Raw genomic sequence first — 16,002 nt, forward strand, 5'->3', positions numbered from 1 at the left:
GACAAAGTTATCTCAAAAACTTTCCTTAGGTGAGTACGGACGTCAGCGAACTTCTACGAAGTTCCATGACTTAGTTTTGAACCTAAGGTTTCAAAACTCCCGAGTGCTAGAAACATCACTGTTTCTAGCACTTTTCTCACAGCGGAAAGTTTTGGTATACTTTTGATTCATTTTAAAAATTAGAAAATTTTTAGAGGATCAATTAACTTTTTTTATAAGGTTTGGCTGCTCTCTCAAGCTAGGAAATACTTCCTGGCTTTTTAATCTGTTTTATTTGTAATTTGATGGAAAATCTTTTGCCACGTTTCGTGGCGACGCCAGAGACTGGTATGGATTTGACCGTCTAGTTCATAGCGTATGAGTTTGGTTTTTTGGCTGATGGACTCTAGTTCAAAGTTTTGGAATTGAACTTGGTCGCTTGCGAGAGCCTCTATTAATTCTGCCTTGTTGTGTTCGTGACCGGTATCGTCAATCAAGGTATAATTATCCGCTAGCAATGTATCAAACTCTTGCTTAGCAAAGAGGCGTTTTTCGTAGGTTAAGAGTTTCTTTTCAACGTTTTCGATCAGCTCATCCTCAGGAATTGAGCTAGGTTCTACATGGACGTCAATGTCAAAGACTCCAAATTCTTCTTTCAGGAGATCCTCGACTTCTTCTGTGATCGCATGGCTTTCATAGACGGAAAGATCGGGATTCATCTCCAAGACAACGTCCAGATAGATATTGCTTCCGTAGGTCCGTCCGCGTTGGTATTTCACACGCGCAATCTTAGGGAGTTTTAAAATAGCTTTTTCGTAATCTTCGAGGAGACTATCGTCAAAGCCGTCTGAAAGACTAAAGGAAGATTCCATAAAGATATCGTAGGCTGTTTTGAGGATAAAGAAGGTGATGATGATGGCTACGATTTTATCGACAATTGGATAGTTAAAAGCACTAGCAGCGATCGCGATCGACGTTCCAAGAGATGTGACGACGTCTGAAAGATTGTCTTTTGCGGCTGCTTTTAGGGCTTTGGATTTGGCTCGTTTGGCTAAGCGAAGATTGTAGAAATAAACGCCTAGCATGACAAGGGCTGAAATCACTCCGACGCCAGCACCGAGTGGATCAATGCTAACTGTTTCATTGCTGAAGATCTTTTGGAGGGTATCGCGTAAGACATCAAAACCGACATAAAACATAATGATGGAGGTGACTAGACTAGCTAGATCCTCAATTTTCCAGTGACCAAACTTGTGATCGCGGTCAGCTGGTTGGCGAGCGAGACGAATCCCGATGAGCAGGGCAGCATTGCTGATAATATCTGATAAGTTGTTAAATCCATCGGCTACCAAACTAGAGGAGTGAAGCAGATGGCCAGTAGCTAATTTTGCTGAAGAAAGTAGTAAATAGGCTAAAATACTGATGATGGCACCACGTTCGGCCAGTTTTAAGTTACTGTATGGTTTTTCCAAAATTTCCTCCTACAACCTCGGATATGAACCTGTTTTCTTTAAGCTACTATTATATCGTTTTTGGAAGGGAAATTCAAATGAGTCCTTTTTTAAAAGAAGCTAGGACGGTTTTTGTGGTATAATAGAACGATTGAATGAATGAGGAGTATGAGATGAATCCTTTATTGAATGGTATGAATGATCGCCAAGCAGAGGCGGTCCAAACGACAGAAGGTCCCCTCTTGATCATGGCGGGGGCTGGTTCTGGTAAGACACGTGTCTTGACCCACCGCATTGCTTACTTGATCGATGAAAAAATGGTCAATCCTTGGAATATTTTGGCCATTACCTTTACCAATAAAGCCGCTCGGGAGATGAAGGAGCGGGCTTATCAGTTAAATCCAGCCACCCAAGATTGCTTGATTGCAACCTTCCACTCCATGTGTGTGCGCATCCTTCGCCGAGATGCGGATCACATTGGCTACAATCGTAACTTTACCATTGTCGACCCGGGTGAGCAACGGACCTTGATGAAGCGGATTTTGAAGTCCTTGAACTTGGATCCTAAAAAATGGAATGAACGGACCATCTTGGGGACTATTTCCAATGCCAAAAATGACCTGATCGATGAAGTGGCCTACGTCGCCCAGGCTGGCGATATGTACACCCAGATCGTCGCCAAGTGCTATGAGGCTTACCAAAAGGAACTCCGTCAGTCAGAAGCAGTGGACTTTGATGATTTGATCATGTTGACCCTGCGTCTCTTTGATCAGCATCCAGATGTGCTGACCTATTATCAGCAGAAGTTCCAATACATCCACGTAGACGAGTATCAAGATACCAACCATGCCCAATACCAGTTGGTCAAACTCTTGGCTTCACGCTTTAAAAATATCTGTGTCGTTGGGGATGCGGACCAGTCTATTTATGGCTGGCGGGGAGCAGATATGCAGAATATCCTGGACTTTGAGAAGGATTATAAGGAAGCTAAGGTCGTCCTCCTAGAAGAGAATTATCGCTCGACCAAGACGATCTTGCAAGCAGCCAATGATGTCATCAAAAACAATCGCCACCGCCGTCCGAAGAATCTCTGGACACAAAATGAAGACGGGGAAGAGATTGTCTATTACCGGGCTAATGACGAGCAGGATGAAGCAGTCTTTGTTGCTAAAACGATTGAAGAGCTTAGTCGCGAAGCTGGCTACAAACACCGTGATTTTGCCGTTCTCTACCGGACCAATGCCCAGTCACGGACCATTGAAGAAGCCCTGCTCAAGTCTAACATTCCCTACACCATGGTAGGGGGCACTAAGTTCTACAGCCGGAAGGAAATTCGGGATGTCATTGCTTATCTGAACTTGATTGCCAACCTCAGTGACAATATCAGTTTTGAGCGCATTATCAATGAACCCAAGCGGGGAATCGGGCCAGGTACAGTGGATAAGATTCGCGACTTTGCTCAAATGCAAGAGTCCTCACTCCTGGATGCTTCAGCCAATATCATGCTCTCAGGCATTAAAGGAAAGGCAGCCCAAGCCATCTGGGACTTTGCCAATCTCATTCTTGATTTGAGAGAAAGATTGGACCAACTGACCATTACAGAGTTGGTCGAAGAAGTCCTTGACAAGACAGGTTATATGACAGCCTTAACCAATCAGGGGAATTTGGAAAGTCAGGCCCGCATCGAGAATATCCAAGAGTTCCTGTCTGTTACTAAGAATTTTGATGAAAATGGGGAAACCGTCGAAGACGAATCAGGTGTGGAAACCTTGAGTCGTTTCTTGAACGATTTGGCCTTGATTGCCGATACAGATGATGGGGCGCAAGAAACTTCTGAAGTCACCTTGATGACTCTTCATGCGGCTAAGGGATTGGAGTTCCCAGTCGTCTTCTTGATTGGAATGGAAGAAAATGTCTTTCCTCTTAGTCGTGCAGCAGAGGATCCAGACGAGTTGGAAGAAGAGCGTCGCCTAGCTTATGTAGGGATCACGCGGGCAGAGAAGGTTCTCTTCTTGACAAATGCCAACTCACGTTTGCTCTTTGGACGGACCAGCTACAACCGGCCAACGCGTTTCATCAATGAAATTAGCTCGGATTTATTGACTTACCAAGGATTAGCCCGTCCAGTCAACACTAGCTTTAAGGCTTCTTATAGCAATGGTGGCGGAACTACCTTTGGAAAAGGCATGAGCCTGTCACAAGCCCTTCAAGAGCGCAAGAGACAAGCAGCCCCAAGTGCTCTCACGTCATCAAGCCTCCCCTTTGGCAATAGTAACCGAGATGCTGCTAAAGAAAGCGTCGCTTGGTCTATTGGCGACATTGCCATTCACAAGAAGTGGGGCGAAGGAACTGTTCTAGAAGTCTCTGGTAGTGGTAGTACCCAAGAGCTCAAGATCAACTTCCCAGAAGTGGGTCTCAAAAAACTCTTGGCCAGTGTCGCTCCGATTGAAAAGAAATAAACTAAAGCCAGTAAGCTAAGCTTGCTGGTTTTGTCCTTTTATCAACTTCCCTTAGGTGAGGGCGGACGGTAGCGACTCCCTTTGGGATTCCATACCTTAGATTTGAGCCTTCCGTCTCAAATCTACCGAGCAGCAGAAACAAATTTGTTTCTACTGCTTTTCTCACGGCGGGAAGTTTTAATGGTCATTGTTCTTCTTTCTTAAATTCTCTCATTTACTCTATTCACTGTCATAAACTAGGGAAATAGTAGGAGCAAGCCTCGTTTGTTGGTTTTGATTTTACTGGTGGCATGATATAATATACTAAGAATAGAGAAAGAGGCATGCTATGAACGAAATCAAGTGCCCCAACTGTGGGGAAGTCTTTACAGTCAATGAAAGTCAATACAGCGAACTCTTGTCACAGGTACGGACAGCTGAGTTTGACAAGGAAATTCATGAGCGGATTCGACAAGAGTTGGCTTTAGCTGAGCAAAAGGCCCTTAATGAGCAACAAGAGAAGTTAGCTAAGAAGGACCAAGAAATTGCTCAGTTACAAAACCAGATTCAACAGTTTGATACCGAAAAAGAATTGGCCAAAAAAGAGGTGGAGCAAACAGCTAGCCAAAGCCTGCTAGAGAAAGAAAAAGAAGTGCAAGCACTGGAAAATCAGTTGGCCACCTTGCGCTTGGAGCATGAGAATCAACTGCAAAAGACGCTTTCTAATTTGGAGAAGGAGCGTGATCAGGTACAAAACCAATTGCTCCTTCAAGAGAAGGAAAATGAACTATCCCTAGCTTCTGTCAAACAAAATTATGAGGCTCAGCTTAAGGCAGCCAATGAACAGGTCGAGTTCTACAAGAATTTTAAGGCCCAGCAGTCGACTAAGGCTATCGGGGAAAGTCTGGAACAGTATGCAGAAAGTGAATTCAACAAGGTTCGCAGTTTTGCCTTCCCAAATGCCTATTTTGAAAAGGACAACAAGGTCTCTGCACGTGGGTCTAAAGGTGACTTTATCTTCCGCGAGTGTGATGAAAATGGAGTGGAGATTATCTCCATCATGTTTGAGATGAAGAATGAAGCCGACGGGACCGAGAAGAAGCATAAGAATGCGGATTTCTACAAGGAATTGGACAAGGACCGTCGAGAAAAGAACTGTGAATATGCGGTTTTGGTGACCATGCTTGAGGCAGATAATGACTACTTCAACACAGGGATTGTCGATGTTAGCCACGAGTATGAGAAGATGTATGTGGTGCGTCCTCAGTTCTTTATCCAGATCATTGGGCTCCTGCGTAATGCGGCCCTCAATTCCCTCAAATACAAGCAGGAATTGGCGCTTGTTCGTGAACAAAATATCGACATCACCCACTTTGAAGAAGACCTGGATGCTTTCAAAGTTGCCTTTGCTAAGAACTACAACTCAGCTTCCGTCAACTTCGGTAAGGCCATCGATGAAATTGACAAGGCTATTAAACGGATGGAAGAAGTTAAGAAGTTCTTGACTACATCAGAAAATCAACTTCGTCTTGCTAACAACAAGTTGGATGATGTTTCCGTTAAAAAATTGACACGGAAAAATCCAACCATGAAGGCTAAGTTTGATGCCTTGAAGGAAGAATAGGAGAATCCTATGCAGATACGAAAAGCAACCATGAAAGATGCTGAAGCCCTACTGTCTCTATACGAAGACTTGGGCTATCCAACGACCGCTTCTAAGCTGTCTCGACGTTTAGAAATGATTCTTTCTCAGCCGCATTATGGCTGTCTTTTAGCTGAAAGAAACGGAGAAATTTTAGGTTTCTTAGGTTATGCAAAGCTCTTCTTTTTTGAAGCAGATGGATCTTACTATCGTATTTTGGCTTTGTCAGTTGCAAAAGAAACAAGACGACAAGGAATTGCCAGTAGGCTAATCGATGAATTGAAAAAACAAGCGGTAAAAGAAGGAGTTGAGGCACTGGCTCTAAATAGTGGATTAACCGCTGAACGAAATGCTGCACATCAATTTTATCAGGCAGTTGGATTTGAAAAAGTGACTGCTGGCTTTGCCTTGCATTTAAAAACTCAACCTAAATAAATCATGAAAAAATAGTAGAGGGAACGAAGTAATGTCTTCAACAAAAGGGAAAACCTTATATTTTAACGAAAAGAGCATGGACTATGTGACATTTGGTAAAGGTAAACAGCCATTAGTGATCATACCAGGCTTGGGAGATGGGTTGCAGACGGTTAAAGGAAAGGCCCAGCTCTTTTCCCTCTCTTATCGTCTACTTGCTAAGTGTTATAAAATCTATGTTTTTTCTCGAATCAATGAGTTGAGGCAGGGCTATACGACGCGGGATATGGCAGCAGATGTAGCAGAAGCAATGGAGACACTAAACCTAGATACAGCCTATGTCATGGGGATTTCACAAGGTGGAATGATTGCTCAATGGCTAGCTGCAGATTTCCCTGAAAAGGTTCAAAAGCTCATCTTAGCCGTGACCACTGCAAAACCTAGTCAACTTGCTAGAGGACGAATTGAGCATTGGCAACAACTTAGTCAATCTGGAAATTTTAAGCATCTCATGCTGGATATTGCAAAGCATTCCTACACGCAAAAGAGCTATCAAAAGTGGCGGTTGCTTTATAATGTCATGGGTCGCTTGGGGCGAATCAAAGATGAAAATAGAATAGCCATTCAGTCTCAGTCTTGCCTGGAACATAATAGCCTTGAGGCCTTAAAAGAAATTCATTGTCCGACCCTGATCCTTGGTGCCCTTGAAGATGATGTGGTCGGTGTGGACGGATCTAAGGAACTAGCAAAAGCGATTTCAGGTTGTCAACTCCTCATTCTTAAGCACTCTGGGCATGCTCTTTATGAAGAAAATAAAGCATTTCAAGAGGCTGTCTGTGAATTCTTAAACTAAAAAACGCTGGAAAAATTTTCCAGCGTTTTTATTCTATTTAAATCGCAAAGAGATCGTTTAGGTTTTCTGCCATGGTTGGGTGGGTAAAGATTTGTTTTGCGATGTAAGTATAAGGGATCTTGTTGTCCATGGCCATGGTGATCAGGTTGATGATTTCGCCTGCAGCTTCTCCAAAGAGCGTCACTCCAAGGATTTCTTTGGTTTCTGAGTTGACAACGGCTTTGAAGGTACCTCGAAGGTCTGCATTGACGTGACCGCGTGGCATAGCAGCAACTGGCAATTCTTTAACAGCAACTGGAAGTCCTTTGTCACGTGCTTCTTGCTCGGTCAAGCCGACTTGGGCAAGTGGAGGAGCAATAAAGAGTGTTGTCGCATAATTTCTACGAGTTTCGAGATTGTAGCTACCATCGCCTGTAAGGTAGTTGAAGACAATGCGGAAGTCATCGAGTGACATGTAAGTGAACTGAGGACCACCATTGACATCCCCAACTGCAAAGACACCAGGGACGCTGGTTTCCAAATGACGGTTTACTTGAATCGCTCCACGATCAGTGACTTGGATGTCTGTGTTTTCAAGACCAAGTCCAGCTGTGTTTGGCTTACGACCTGTTGCGTAGAGAAGGATATCGAACTCAAAGTCTCCCTTATCTGTGACAACCGTTAAGCTGTTTTGGCCATCTTTGATTTCTTGGGTATGAACGCCTTGCAAGAATTGAATACCGTCTTCTTCAAGGTAGCTTTTTGCAAGAGCTGCAATACTTGGCTCGATCCGTGGCAAGAATGTTTCAGAAGCATCCAGCACCGTTACTTGGCTACCCAAGGTATTATAGAGATGAGCAAATTCCAATCCGATTGGTCCACCACCAAGGACACCCAGGCGTTTAGGTAGGTTTTCCAAACGTTGAATACCGGTTGAATCCACAGCAAATTTACTTTCAGCCAATCCTGGAATCGGAAGGATAGTTGGCACAGCACCAGTATTAATAATAATGGTTTCAGCTGTCAATTCTTCCTTTTCATCTCCAGCTTGAATTTCGATGACCTTGTTGGAGACGAAACGAGCCGTCGCGTCGATAATGTCTACACCAGTTCCAGCAATGGTTGCGTAGTTCTTGCCATTGAGACGAGTAGTGACTGCATTTTTCTCATTCATGGCTTGCTCAAAATCCAAGCCTTTTTCTGCTGCAACAATCAAGGTCTTGGTTGGAATACAAGCGATATTGATACAAGTACCACCGTACATAGATTTGCTCTTTTCAATTAGAGCAACTTTTTTTCCTTGGCTTGATAATTTCGCTGCAAGTGTTTTACCAGCTTTACCAAATCCAATCACAATAACATCATACATTAACATATGTTACACCTTCTTTCGCTTTCTATTGTATCAAACCCATTTTAAAAAGTCTGAAATCTGCTACGGGATTTTTTAGGAGCTCATGGGAAGGGGGGAAAGAGGGACAAGAAGTCTTGTTTCATGGTATAATAAAGGGTCGGTGGCCCGGATGGTCACACAATCAGTTAGAAAGAACAAATCAGATGGACGGAATTATCAATGTAAAAAAAGAAGCAGGCATGACCTCACATGATGTGGTCTTTAAACTGCGAAAAATCTTAGGAACTAAGAAGATCGGCCATGGGGGAACGCTGGATCCAGATGTGGTGGGAGTGCTTCCGATTGCAGTTGGAAAGGCGACCCGGATGGTCGAATTCATGCAAGATGAAGGCAAGGTCTATGAGGGAGAAATCACTTTGGGATTTTCTACCACGACGGAGGATGCCAGTGGGGAAGTCATAGAGCGGACCCCAGTGGAAGCCCCTTTAGATGTAGCAGAGGTGGACCGCATGATTGCCCAAATGGTGGGAGAAATCGAGCAAGTACCACCTATGTATTCAGCAGTCAAGGTCAATGGACGTAAGCTCTATGAATATGCGCGGGCAGGAGAAGAAGTGGAACGCCCTGTCCGGCAGGTAACCATTTATGAATTCACGCGCACTAGTGAGATTGGCTATGAAGAAGGCCTGGCCCGTTTTCGCTTCCGGGTTAAATGCAGCAAGGGGACCTATATCCGGACCTTATCTGTGGACCTTGGTCAAAAACTGGGTTACGCAGCCCATATGTCTCATTTGACACGGACCAGTGCTGCTGGTTTGTCACTGGATGATGCCCTGACCTTAGAAGAAGTGGCTGAAAAAGTAGGGCAAGGAGATTTGAGCTTCCTTCATCCACTTGAATTTGGAACAGGGGATCTGGAAAAAGTAGAGCTGACAGTAGAAGAGGTCGGTGAAGTCCAAGTGGGACGCTTTATTCCGGTTGAGAGCGAAGCCAAAGAGTTAGCTGCTTTTTACCAAGGGAAATTGGTAGCCATTTTAGAAAAAAGAGAAGAACTTTACAAACCTCGCAAGGTTTTTCTGACAGAAAGTGTGTTACAATAAATTCATGAATATTCGTACGATTACTACTGCTAACCAGATCCATTTGGAGAATGAGACAGTTTTGGTTCTGGGCTACTTTGATGGCCTGCATCTGGGACATCAAGAACTTTTTAAAATGGCGCGTCAGATCGCGGATGAAAAAGGCTTGAAGGTCGCTTTGTTAACCTTTCCTGAATCTCCTAAGTTAGCCTTTGTTCGCTACCAACCAGAATTGTTACTCCATTTGCAAAGTCCTGAGGATCGGTTCCAAAAATTAAACGAACTAGGAGTAGATGAGCTCTTCCTCATTGATTTTACGACCGATTTTGCTTCTAAAACTGCCAAAGAATTTGTCGATCAATTTGTCAAAGCCTTGAGAGCCCGAGTTTTAATTGCTGGATTTGATTATAGTTTTGGCTCTGATAAGAAAAAGGCCTCTGACTTAGCTGATTATTTTGATGGTCAAGTGGAAGTCATTTCTCCTGTATTGGATCAGGGGGAGAAGATTAGTTCGACCCGTATTCGTCAAGCTATCCTAGAAGGACGCGTCCAAGAAGCTGCCCGTCTACTTGGTCACCCTTTATCCAGTCGAGGAATCGTCGTGCATGGGGATGCGCGTGGTCGCACTATTGGCTATCCTACCGCCAATCTAGCGCCGATTGACCGGACCTATCTACCATCAGATGGGGTTTATGTAGTTGATGTCGATTTTAAAGGGCAGATCTATCGTGGCATGGCTTCTGTTGGGAAAAATGTCACCTTTGATGGAAAAGAGCTTCGTTTCGAAGTCAATCTCTTTGATTTTACAGGAGATATCTACGGTCATACCCTGACCATTCATTGGTTGGATAAGATTCGAGAAATGGTCAAATTCGATGGGATCGATCAACTAGTGGCGCAACTAGAAGAAGATGAAGCAGTTTCACGAAACTGGACCAAGGGAGTGGGACAAAAGTCCTAGCCTCTCAATTGTTTTTGGATTGTCGAGCAAGACGCAGTGGTTGAGTGGGCTCTACTACGCTGATTTCATCAGCTTTTACAGCCCTACTCAACTGTGCGGAGGTGGGACGACGAAATCGAATTCTAACGAATTACCGATTTCTGTCCCACTCTCTTTTTTCGGGCCTCTTCTTGGGAAAAATGAAAGGGATTTCTTTTTTCCACTGAAATTCAGAAAAATCGTCTAGAAATCAAAAAAGCGCTTTTCAAGCACCTATTTTTTTTGTATAATAGAGTCAGATAGTTATATATAAAAAAAGAAGTGAACCACATGATTACATTATTTTTATCGCCGAGTTGTACATCATGTCGAAAAGCTCGGGCTTGGTTAAAAAAGCACGATGTTCCATTTAAAGAACACAATATTATGACAAGTCCTTTGAGCAAACAGGAGTTGACAAGTATATTGGCCTTGACCGAAAACGGAACAGACGACATTATTTCAACTCGTTCAAAAATTTTTCAAAAATTGGATGTTGATGTTGAAGATTTATCCATCTCAGCCTTGATCCATCTGATTGAGGAAAATCCAAGTCTCTTGCGGAGACCGATTATTTTAGATAACAAACGCATGCAGATTGGCTTTAACGAAGATGAAATTCGGGCCTTCTTGCCACGGAGTTATCGCAAACAAGAGTTACGCTCTGCCACTCTAAGAGCAGAAATAAACTAAGAAGTATGTCGAATGCAAAAAAATTATAGTTACCCACTGGACTTATCGTGGAGCACTGAAGAGCTTGCTTCAGTGCTTTCTTTTTTCAATAAAGTTGAAGAAGCCTATGAAAGTAAGGTAGAAGCCAAAGAATACATGGAAGCCTACCGCGCTTTTAAGAAGGTCGTGCCTAGTATCGGAGAAGAAAAGCGTCTTGGACGGGAGTTCGAAGAAGTGAGCGGTTATTCTCTCTATCGTGCGACCCAGGCTGCAAAGCAAAAAGAGGAAGGATGGTTTTCTCTTGAAGAATAAATTAGAGTTTGCCAAACAAATCGTTTTAGAGGCTGGAGACTACTTGCGTCTTCATCTCCATGATGACTTGATGATCTCAAAAAAGACTGGGCCGACAGATTTAGTCACCCAGATGGACCAACAGGTTCAAAAGGATTTGGTTGAAAAAATCACACATCGCTACCCAGATGATCGGATTTTTGCGGAGGAAGATGGCCTTCGCTCCCCAATTTCAGAAGGATCCGTTTGGGTGATTGATCCTATTGATGGGACCAATAATTTTGTGACCCAAAAGGAAGATTTTGCGGTGATGGTGGCCTATTTTGAAGACGGAATTGGTCAGTTTGGCCTGATCTACGATGTGATGCGGGATAACCTTTTTTATGGGGGTGGAGAATTCCCTGTGTATCGCAATGAGGTTGAACTGACACCCTTTGTGGACCAACCTCTGGAAAACTTTCTGATTGCTTCAAATGTCGGCATGCTTGAGAAAAATGACTGGGGTATGGCCGATCTTGGTATGGATTCTCTTGGCATTCGGGTCTACGGAAGTGCCGGTATTAGTTTTTCAAAAATTCTCTCAGGTGGGATTCTAGCTTATTTTAGCTATATCTGGCCTTGGGATTATGCCGCAGCTGCGATCATGGGGGAACAGTTGGGCTATACCGTTTTAAATCTAAATGGAGATAAACCTAATTACCAGTCAGTGGAACCCATTATGATGGTTCCAAAAGTGAAGTTAACAGAAATTCAAACCTATCTTAAGAAAGGGAGAAGTTAAATGAATTTTCCCAATGGTTTTAAAGAAAAATACCAGCATCTTCTAGGTGAGGATGCTGCTGCTTTTTTTGCGACCTTTGAACAAGAAGCAGTATCGGCCTTTCGGACTAATCCTTTGAAAGAAGCTCAAAAAGCATTTGATGATCCGATTCCCAATACCCCTTGGGGCCATTATGGAAAGGTCTCAGGAAAATCCATCGAGCACGCGACGGGCTTGGTCTATTCGCAAGAACCAGCAGCTCAGATAGTGGTCCAAGTCGCCCAGCCTAAGCCAGGAATGAAGGTCTTAGACTTGGCCGCAGCTCCTGGTGGAAAGACCACCCAGCTCTTGTCTTATTTGGATAATCAGGGACTCTTGGTCTCCAATGAAATCCACAAGGGTCGTTCGAAAATTCTTGTAGAGAATGTAGAACGCTTTGGTGCGCGAAATGTGCTGGTGACCAATGAGTCTGCCGATCGTCTGGCCAAAGTTTTCTCAGGCTTTTTTGATCTGATTGTACTAGACGCCCCGTGTTCAGGTGAGGGGATGTTCCGTAAGCAACCAGATGCCATGGACTATTGGTCCATCGATTATCCTCGAGAGTGTAGTCTTCTTCAAAGAGAAATTCTAGAGGATGCTCTCAAGATGTTGGTTCCAGGTGGTTCCTTGGTTTATTCAACCTGTACCTGGGCTCCAGAGGAAAATGAAGAGGTCGTATCCTGGCTTTTGGAAAACTATGATCTGGAGCTGGAAACGATCGAGAAGATCAATGGTATGGCAGAAGGCATTGACCATCCAGAAACGGCGCGCATGTATCCTCATCTCTTTAAAGGGGAGGGACAATTTGTTGCTAAGTTCCGTTATCTAGGAGAGAATCGTCCTGCCAAAATCCCTTCCAAAAAGGACCAATTATCTGCGGAGCAAAAGAAATGGTGGCAGGAGTTTTCTAAGAAACACTTGAAGATCACTCTAGAAGGTGTCCTCGAAACCTTTGGGGACGAGCTGTATTTGGTTCCTTTAGGTTTACCAGATTTGCGCAAAGTAAAAATAGCCCGAAATGGCTTGCACCTAGGAACCTTCAAGAAAAATCGATTTGAACCTAGTTTTGCCCTTGGTCTAGCATTGAGACCGAGTGAAGTCAAAGAGACCGTTTCGATCACGCCTGAGGACTTTGTTCATTATGTGGTAGGAGAGACGGTCCAATTGAAGGAAACGCATCCAAATGGATGGTACCAGGTCCTGGTCGAAGGCAATGGTTTGGGCTTTGCCAAAGTGACCGGACAGACCCTGAAAAATTTCTATCCAAAGGGGCTTCGTTTTAGGTAAAATGCTGGGCAAAGAACCCGTTCTATGATATAGTGGAAGTACAGGTTTTTTTGAAAAAAACTTGTCAAAATCATAAGTGAAATAGTGAAATATCAAGGAGACATGATTTGAAAAAGTCTAAAAAGCTGATCCTAGGACTAGCGACGATCGCATTAGCAGGAAGTTTATCTGCTTGTGCTTCTTGGATCAATCGCGGAGAATCCATCACTGCTGTCGGATCGACTGCCTTACAACCCTTGGTTGAAGGAGTAGTAGATCGCTACATTGAAGAACATCCTGGTAAGATTGTAAATGTACAAGGAGGAGGTTCTGGTACAGGACTTTCACAAGTTCAATCAGGCGCTGTGGACATCGGAAATAGTGACCTTTTTGCGGAGGAAAAATCTGGGATTGATGCCTCTAGTCTAGTCGATCATCAGGTAGCCGTGGCAGGGACAGCCATCATTGCCAATAAAAATATCTCAGTAGATAATTTGACAACAGAGCAATTGCGAAAGATCTTTACGGGTGAATATACCAACTGGAAGCAATTGGGAGGTCCAGATCTTGAAATCACGATTGTGAACCGGGCGGTTGGTTCTGGTAGCCGTGCTGTCTTTGATGCCATTATCATGGATGGCAAACAACCCAAGCAGGCCCAAGAGCAAGACTCTAATGGAATGGTGAAAAACATCGTTTCTCAAACGCCAGGAGCCATCTCTTATCTAGCCTTTACCTACTTGGATAGCAGTGTCAAAACCATGAAGCTTAACGGTTATCAACCAACCAAAGCCAATGTTGTCAACAATAACTGGCCAATCTGGTCTTATGAACACATGTATACCAAAGGAAAACCCAATGAGTTGTCTAAAAAATTCATTGACTACATGATGACCGATGAGATCCAGCAAAAAGTTGTTGGTAAGATGGGCTATATCCCAATCAATGATATGAAAGTCACCCGTGATTTAAAAGGGAATGTGACAAAAAAATAAAAGAATTAGGTAAAAAATGAACGAAGTAGCAAAAAAAATGCTGACGAAATCAAAAAACTCCCGCCTAGAAAAATTTGGGAAAACCATTACTTTTCTATGCATGAGTTTGATTGTTGTCGTCGTTGCCATGATTTTGATTTTCGTGGCCCAAAAAGGTTTATCGACTTTCTTTGTCAATAAAGTCAATATCTTTAGTTTTCTATTTGGGAGCTCTTGGAATCCTGCTGCAAAGGAATTCGGAGCCCTACCAATGATTCTAGGTTCCTTTATTGTAACCTTGCTTTCTGCCCTCTTGGCAACGCCGTTTGCCATTGGTGCAGCTGTTTTCATGACAGAAGTCTCTCCTAAAGGAGCTCGTTTCTTGCAACCAGCGATTGAGCTCTTAGTGGGGATTCCTTCAGTTGTTTACGGATTCATTGGTCTTCAAGTGGTCGTCCCATTTACGCGTAGTCTCTTTGGAGGGACTGGTTTTGGGATTCTCTCAGGGGTCTTTGTCCTCTTTGTTATGATCCTGCCAACTGTTACCTTTATGACGACCGATAGCCTCCGAGCTGTGCCTCGTCATTACCGGGAAGCTAGTATGGCCATGGGAGCGACCCGTTGGCAAACTATTTGGCATGTCACGCTCAAGGCAGCCCGCTCTGGAATCTTTACAGCGGTTGTCTTTGGTATGGCGCGTGCTTTCGGGGAAGCCTTGGCTATCCAGATGGTTGTAGGAAACTCGGCAGTGGTACCAACCTCGCTCACAACACCAGCTTCCACCCTCACCTCTATTTTGACCATGGGAATCGGAAATACCGTCATGGGTACGGTCAATAACAATGTTCTTTGGTCACTCGCCTTGGTATTGCTCCTCATGAGTCTTGCCTTTAACAGTGTGATTAAACTGATTACGAAAGAAAGAGGTAAGAAGAACTATGCACGCTAAACGAATGGATAAAATTGCGACAGGAGTGCTGTATGCTATTTCAGGGATCATCGTTGCGATTCTTGCCTCATTGATCCTTTATATCTTAGTCCGTGGCTTGCCCCATGTATCTTGGCACTTCTTGACTGGAAAATCTTCTTCTTACCAAGCAGGAGGAGGGATCGGAATTCAATTGTATAATTCCTTCTTTCTCTTGGTCATTACCTTGGTGATTTCCTTCCCACTTTCTCTTGGAGCTGGGATTTACCTCTCTGAGTATGCTAAAAAAGGTCGTTTGACCAATTTGGTTCGTACCTGTATTGAGATCTTGTCTTCCTTGCCATCTGTCGTTGTAGGTCTCTTTGGTTACTTGGTCTTTGTTGTCCAGTTCAAATATGGATTTTCGATCATTTCAGGGGCCCTGGCCTTGACCGTCTTTAACCTGCCACAGATGACTCGCAATATCGAAGATAGCTTGCAACACGTCCACCATACGCAGCGCGAAGCAGGTCTAGCTCTGGGCTTGTCTCGCTGGGAAACTGTGATCCATGTCGTGGTACCAGAAGCTCTTCCAAGTATTATTACTGGGGTTGTCTTGGCCTCAGGGCGGATCTTCGGGGAAGCTGCTGCCTTGATCTATACAGCAGGTCAATCAGCTCCAGCTCTAGATTGGTCAAACTGGAATATCTTTAGTGTAACCAGTCCGATTTCGATCTTCCGTCAGGCTGAAACCTTGGCTGTCCATATCTGGAAGGTCAACAGTGAAGGAACCATTCCAGACTCAATCGAAGTCTCAGCCGGTTCTGCCGCCGTTCTTTTGATCTTTATCTTGATCTTTAACTTTGGAGCACGCAAACTCGGAAGTTACCTCCATAAAAAACTAACATCTGCTTAAAGGAGAAGA

General features: G+C 43.9%; 15 protein-coding genes. 13 read left to right on the plus strand and 2 right to left on the minus strand.

All coding sequences use genetic code 11. From position 1 onward, the window contains the following. Window positions 1–260: 260 nt before the first annotated feature. The gene (locus QM870_RS02725; RefSeq protein WP_414368501.1) at window positions 261–1,451 is read right to left on the minus strand and encodes a cation diffusion facilitator family transporter; all 1,191 of its coding nucleotides are present in this window, start codon (window positions 1,449–1,451) and stop codon (window positions 261–263) included. A 152-nt stretch (window positions 1,452–1,603) separates the two neighbouring features. Here QM870_RS02725 and pcrA point away from each other — a divergent pair, with 152 nt between their 5' ends. The 4 genes from pcrA (at window position 1,604) to QM870_RS02745 (ending at window position 6,777) form a co-directional block, all read left to right on the plus strand. Next, on the plus strand, window positions 1,604–3,889 hold the full coding sequence (gene pcrA, locus QM870_RS02730; protein WP_414368503.1) for a DNA helicase PcrA: 2,286 nt from the start codon (window positions 1,604–1,606) through the stop codon (window positions 3,887–3,889). A gap of 328 nt (window positions 3,890–4,217) precedes the next feature. Then, window positions 4,218–5,492, plus strand: a complete 1,275-nt coding sequence (locus tag QM870_RS02735; protein ID WP_048789667.1) for a DUF2130 domain-containing protein — start codon at window positions 4,218–4,220, stop codon at window positions 5,490–5,492. Between the two features lie 9 nt (window positions 5,493–5,501). Beyond that, entirely contained in the window at window positions 5,502–5,945 is a 444-nt protein-coding gene (locus QM870_RS02740; RefSeq protein ID WP_118095669.1) for a GNAT family N-acetyltransferase, read from the plus strand. 31 nt (window positions 5,946–5,976) lie between these two features. Next, window positions 5,977–6,777: an alpha/beta fold hydrolase gene (locus tag QM870_RS02745; RefSeq protein ID WP_347089291.1), complete on the plus strand. Its 801-nt coding sequence runs from the start codon at window positions 5,977–5,979 to the stop codon at window positions 6,775–6,777. A 37-nt stretch (window positions 6,778–6,814) separates the two neighbouring features. Here the strand turns inward: QM870_RS02745 and QM870_RS02750 are convergent, their stop codons facing one another. Then, the gene (locus tag QM870_RS02750; protein ID WP_414368507.1) at window positions 6,815–8,131 is read right to left on the minus strand and encodes an FAD-containing oxidoreductase; all 1,317 of its coding nucleotides are present in this window, start codon (window positions 8,129–8,131) and stop codon (window positions 6,815–6,817) included. Window positions 8,132–8,313: 182 nt separating this feature from the next. Here QM870_RS02750 and truB point away from each other — a divergent pair, with 182 nt between their 5' ends. The 9 genes from truB to pstA all read left to right on the plus strand — a co-directional run bounded on the left by truB (window position 8,314) and on the right by pstA (window position 15,993). Then, a complete protein-coding gene (gene truB / locus QM870_RS02755) occupies window positions 8,314–9,210 on the plus strand; it encodes a tRNA pseudouridine(55) synthase TruB (RefSeq protein WP_414368510.1) in 897 nt (298 codons plus the stop codon). A gap of 4 nt (window positions 9,211–9,214) precedes the next feature. Next, the gene (locus tag QM870_RS02760; protein WP_155199460.1) at window positions 9,215–10,150 is read left to right on the plus strand and encodes a bifunctional riboflavin kinase/FAD synthetase; all 936 of its coding nucleotides are present in this window, start codon (window positions 9,215–9,217) and stop codon (window positions 10,148–10,150) included. Window positions 10,151–10,459: 309 nt separating this feature from the next. Continuing rightward, the gene (locus QM870_RS02765; protein WP_009732658.1) at window positions 10,460–10,861 is read left to right on the plus strand and encodes a Spx/MgsR family RNA polymerase-binding regulatory protein; all 402 of its coding nucleotides are present in this window, start codon (window positions 10,460–10,462) and stop codon (window positions 10,859–10,861) included. A 12-nt stretch (window positions 10,862–10,873) separates the two neighbouring features. Then, entirely contained in the window at window positions 10,874–11,152 is a 279-nt protein-coding gene (locus QM870_RS02770) for a UPF0223 family protein (RefSeq protein WP_003003480.1), read from the plus strand. Further along, window positions 11,142–11,912: an inositol monophosphatase family protein gene (locus QM870_RS02775; RefSeq protein WP_155199461.1), complete on the plus strand. Its 771-nt coding sequence runs from the start codon at window positions 11,142–11,144 to the stop codon at window positions 11,910–11,912. The genes QM870_RS02770 and QM870_RS02775 overlap by 11 nt, the downstream gene beginning before the upstream one ends. After that, window positions 11,913–13,217: an RsmF rRNA methyltransferase first C-terminal domain-containing protein gene (locus QM870_RS02780; protein WP_155199462.1), complete on the plus strand. Its 1,305-nt coding sequence runs from the start codon at window positions 11,913–11,915 to the stop codon at window positions 13,215–13,217. Window positions 13,218–13,324: 107 nt separating this feature from the next. Then, window positions 13,325–14,191 (plus strand): phosphate ABC transporter substrate-binding protein PstS family protein, encoded by an 867-nt coding sequence (locus QM870_RS02785; protein WP_414368514.1) that lies wholly within the window; start codon window positions 13,325–13,327, stop codon window positions 14,189–14,191. 16 nt (window positions 14,192–14,207) lie between these two features. Continuing rightward, the gene (pstC, locus tag QM870_RS02790; protein WP_014713132.1) at window positions 14,208–15,119 is read left to right on the plus strand and encodes a phosphate ABC transporter permease subunit PstC; all 912 of its coding nucleotides are present in this window, start codon (window positions 14,208–14,210) and stop codon (window positions 15,117–15,119) included. Further along, on the plus strand, window positions 15,109–15,993 hold the full coding sequence (gene pstA / locus QM870_RS02795) for a phosphate ABC transporter permease PstA (RefSeq protein WP_003006597.1): 885 nt from the start codon (window positions 15,109–15,111) through the stop codon (window positions 15,991–15,993). The genes pstC and pstA overlap by 11 nt, the downstream gene beginning before the upstream one ends. Window positions 15,994–16,002 lie beyond the last annotated feature (9 nt).

Origin of the sequence: Streptococcus parasanguinis (assembly GCF_047463195.1) — a bacterium.
Taxonomy (GTDB): domain Bacteria; phylum Bacillota; class Bacilli; order Lactobacillales; family Streptococcaceae; genus Streptococcus; species Streptococcus parasanguinis_R.

Coding starts and splice junctions, on each gene's coding strand:
- QM870_RS02765 (WP_009732658.1), top strand. CDS start 10,460: ATGATTACATTATTTTTATCGCCGAGTTGTACATCATGTCGAAAAGCT.
- QM870_RS02740 (WP_118095669.1), top strand. CDS start 5,502: ATGCAGATACGAAAAGCAACCATGAAAGATGCTGAAGCCCTACTGTCT.
- QM870_RS02745 (WP_347089291.1), top strand. CDS start 5,977: ATGTCTTCAACAAAAGGGAAAACCTTATATTTTAACGAAAAGAGCATG.
- QM870_RS02735 (WP_048789667.1), top strand. CDS start 4,218: ATGAACGAAATCAAGTGCCCCAACTGTGGGGAAGTCTTTACAGTCAAT.
- truB (WP_414368510.1), top strand. CDS start 8,314: ATGGACGGAATTATCAATGTAAAAAAAGAAGCAGGCATGACCTCACAT.
- QM870_RS02780 (WP_155199462.1), top strand. CDS start 11,913: ATGAATTTTCCCAATGGTTTTAAAGAAAAATACCAGCATCTTCTAGGT.
- QM870_RS02760 (WP_155199460.1), top strand. CDS start 9,215: ATGAATATTCGTACGATTACTACTGCTAACCAGATCCATTTGGAGAAT.
- QM870_RS02770 (WP_003003480.1), top strand. CDS start 10,874: ATGCAAAAAAATTATAGTTACCCACTGGACTTATCGTGGAGCACTGAA.
- QM870_RS02750 (WP_414368507.1), bottom strand. CDS start 8,131: ATGTTAATGTATGATGTTATTGTGATTGGATTTGGTAAAGCTGGTAAA.
- pcrA (WP_414368503.1), top strand. CDS start 1,604: ATGAATCCTTTATTGAATGGTATGAATGATCGCCAAGCAGAGGCGGTC.
- pstA (WP_003006597.1), top strand. CDS start 15,109: ATGCACGCTAAACGAATGGATAAAATTGCGACAGGAGTGCTGTATGCT.
- pstC (WP_014713132.1), top strand. CDS start 14,208: ATGAACGAAGTAGCAAAAAAAATGCTGACGAAATCAAAAAACTCCCGC.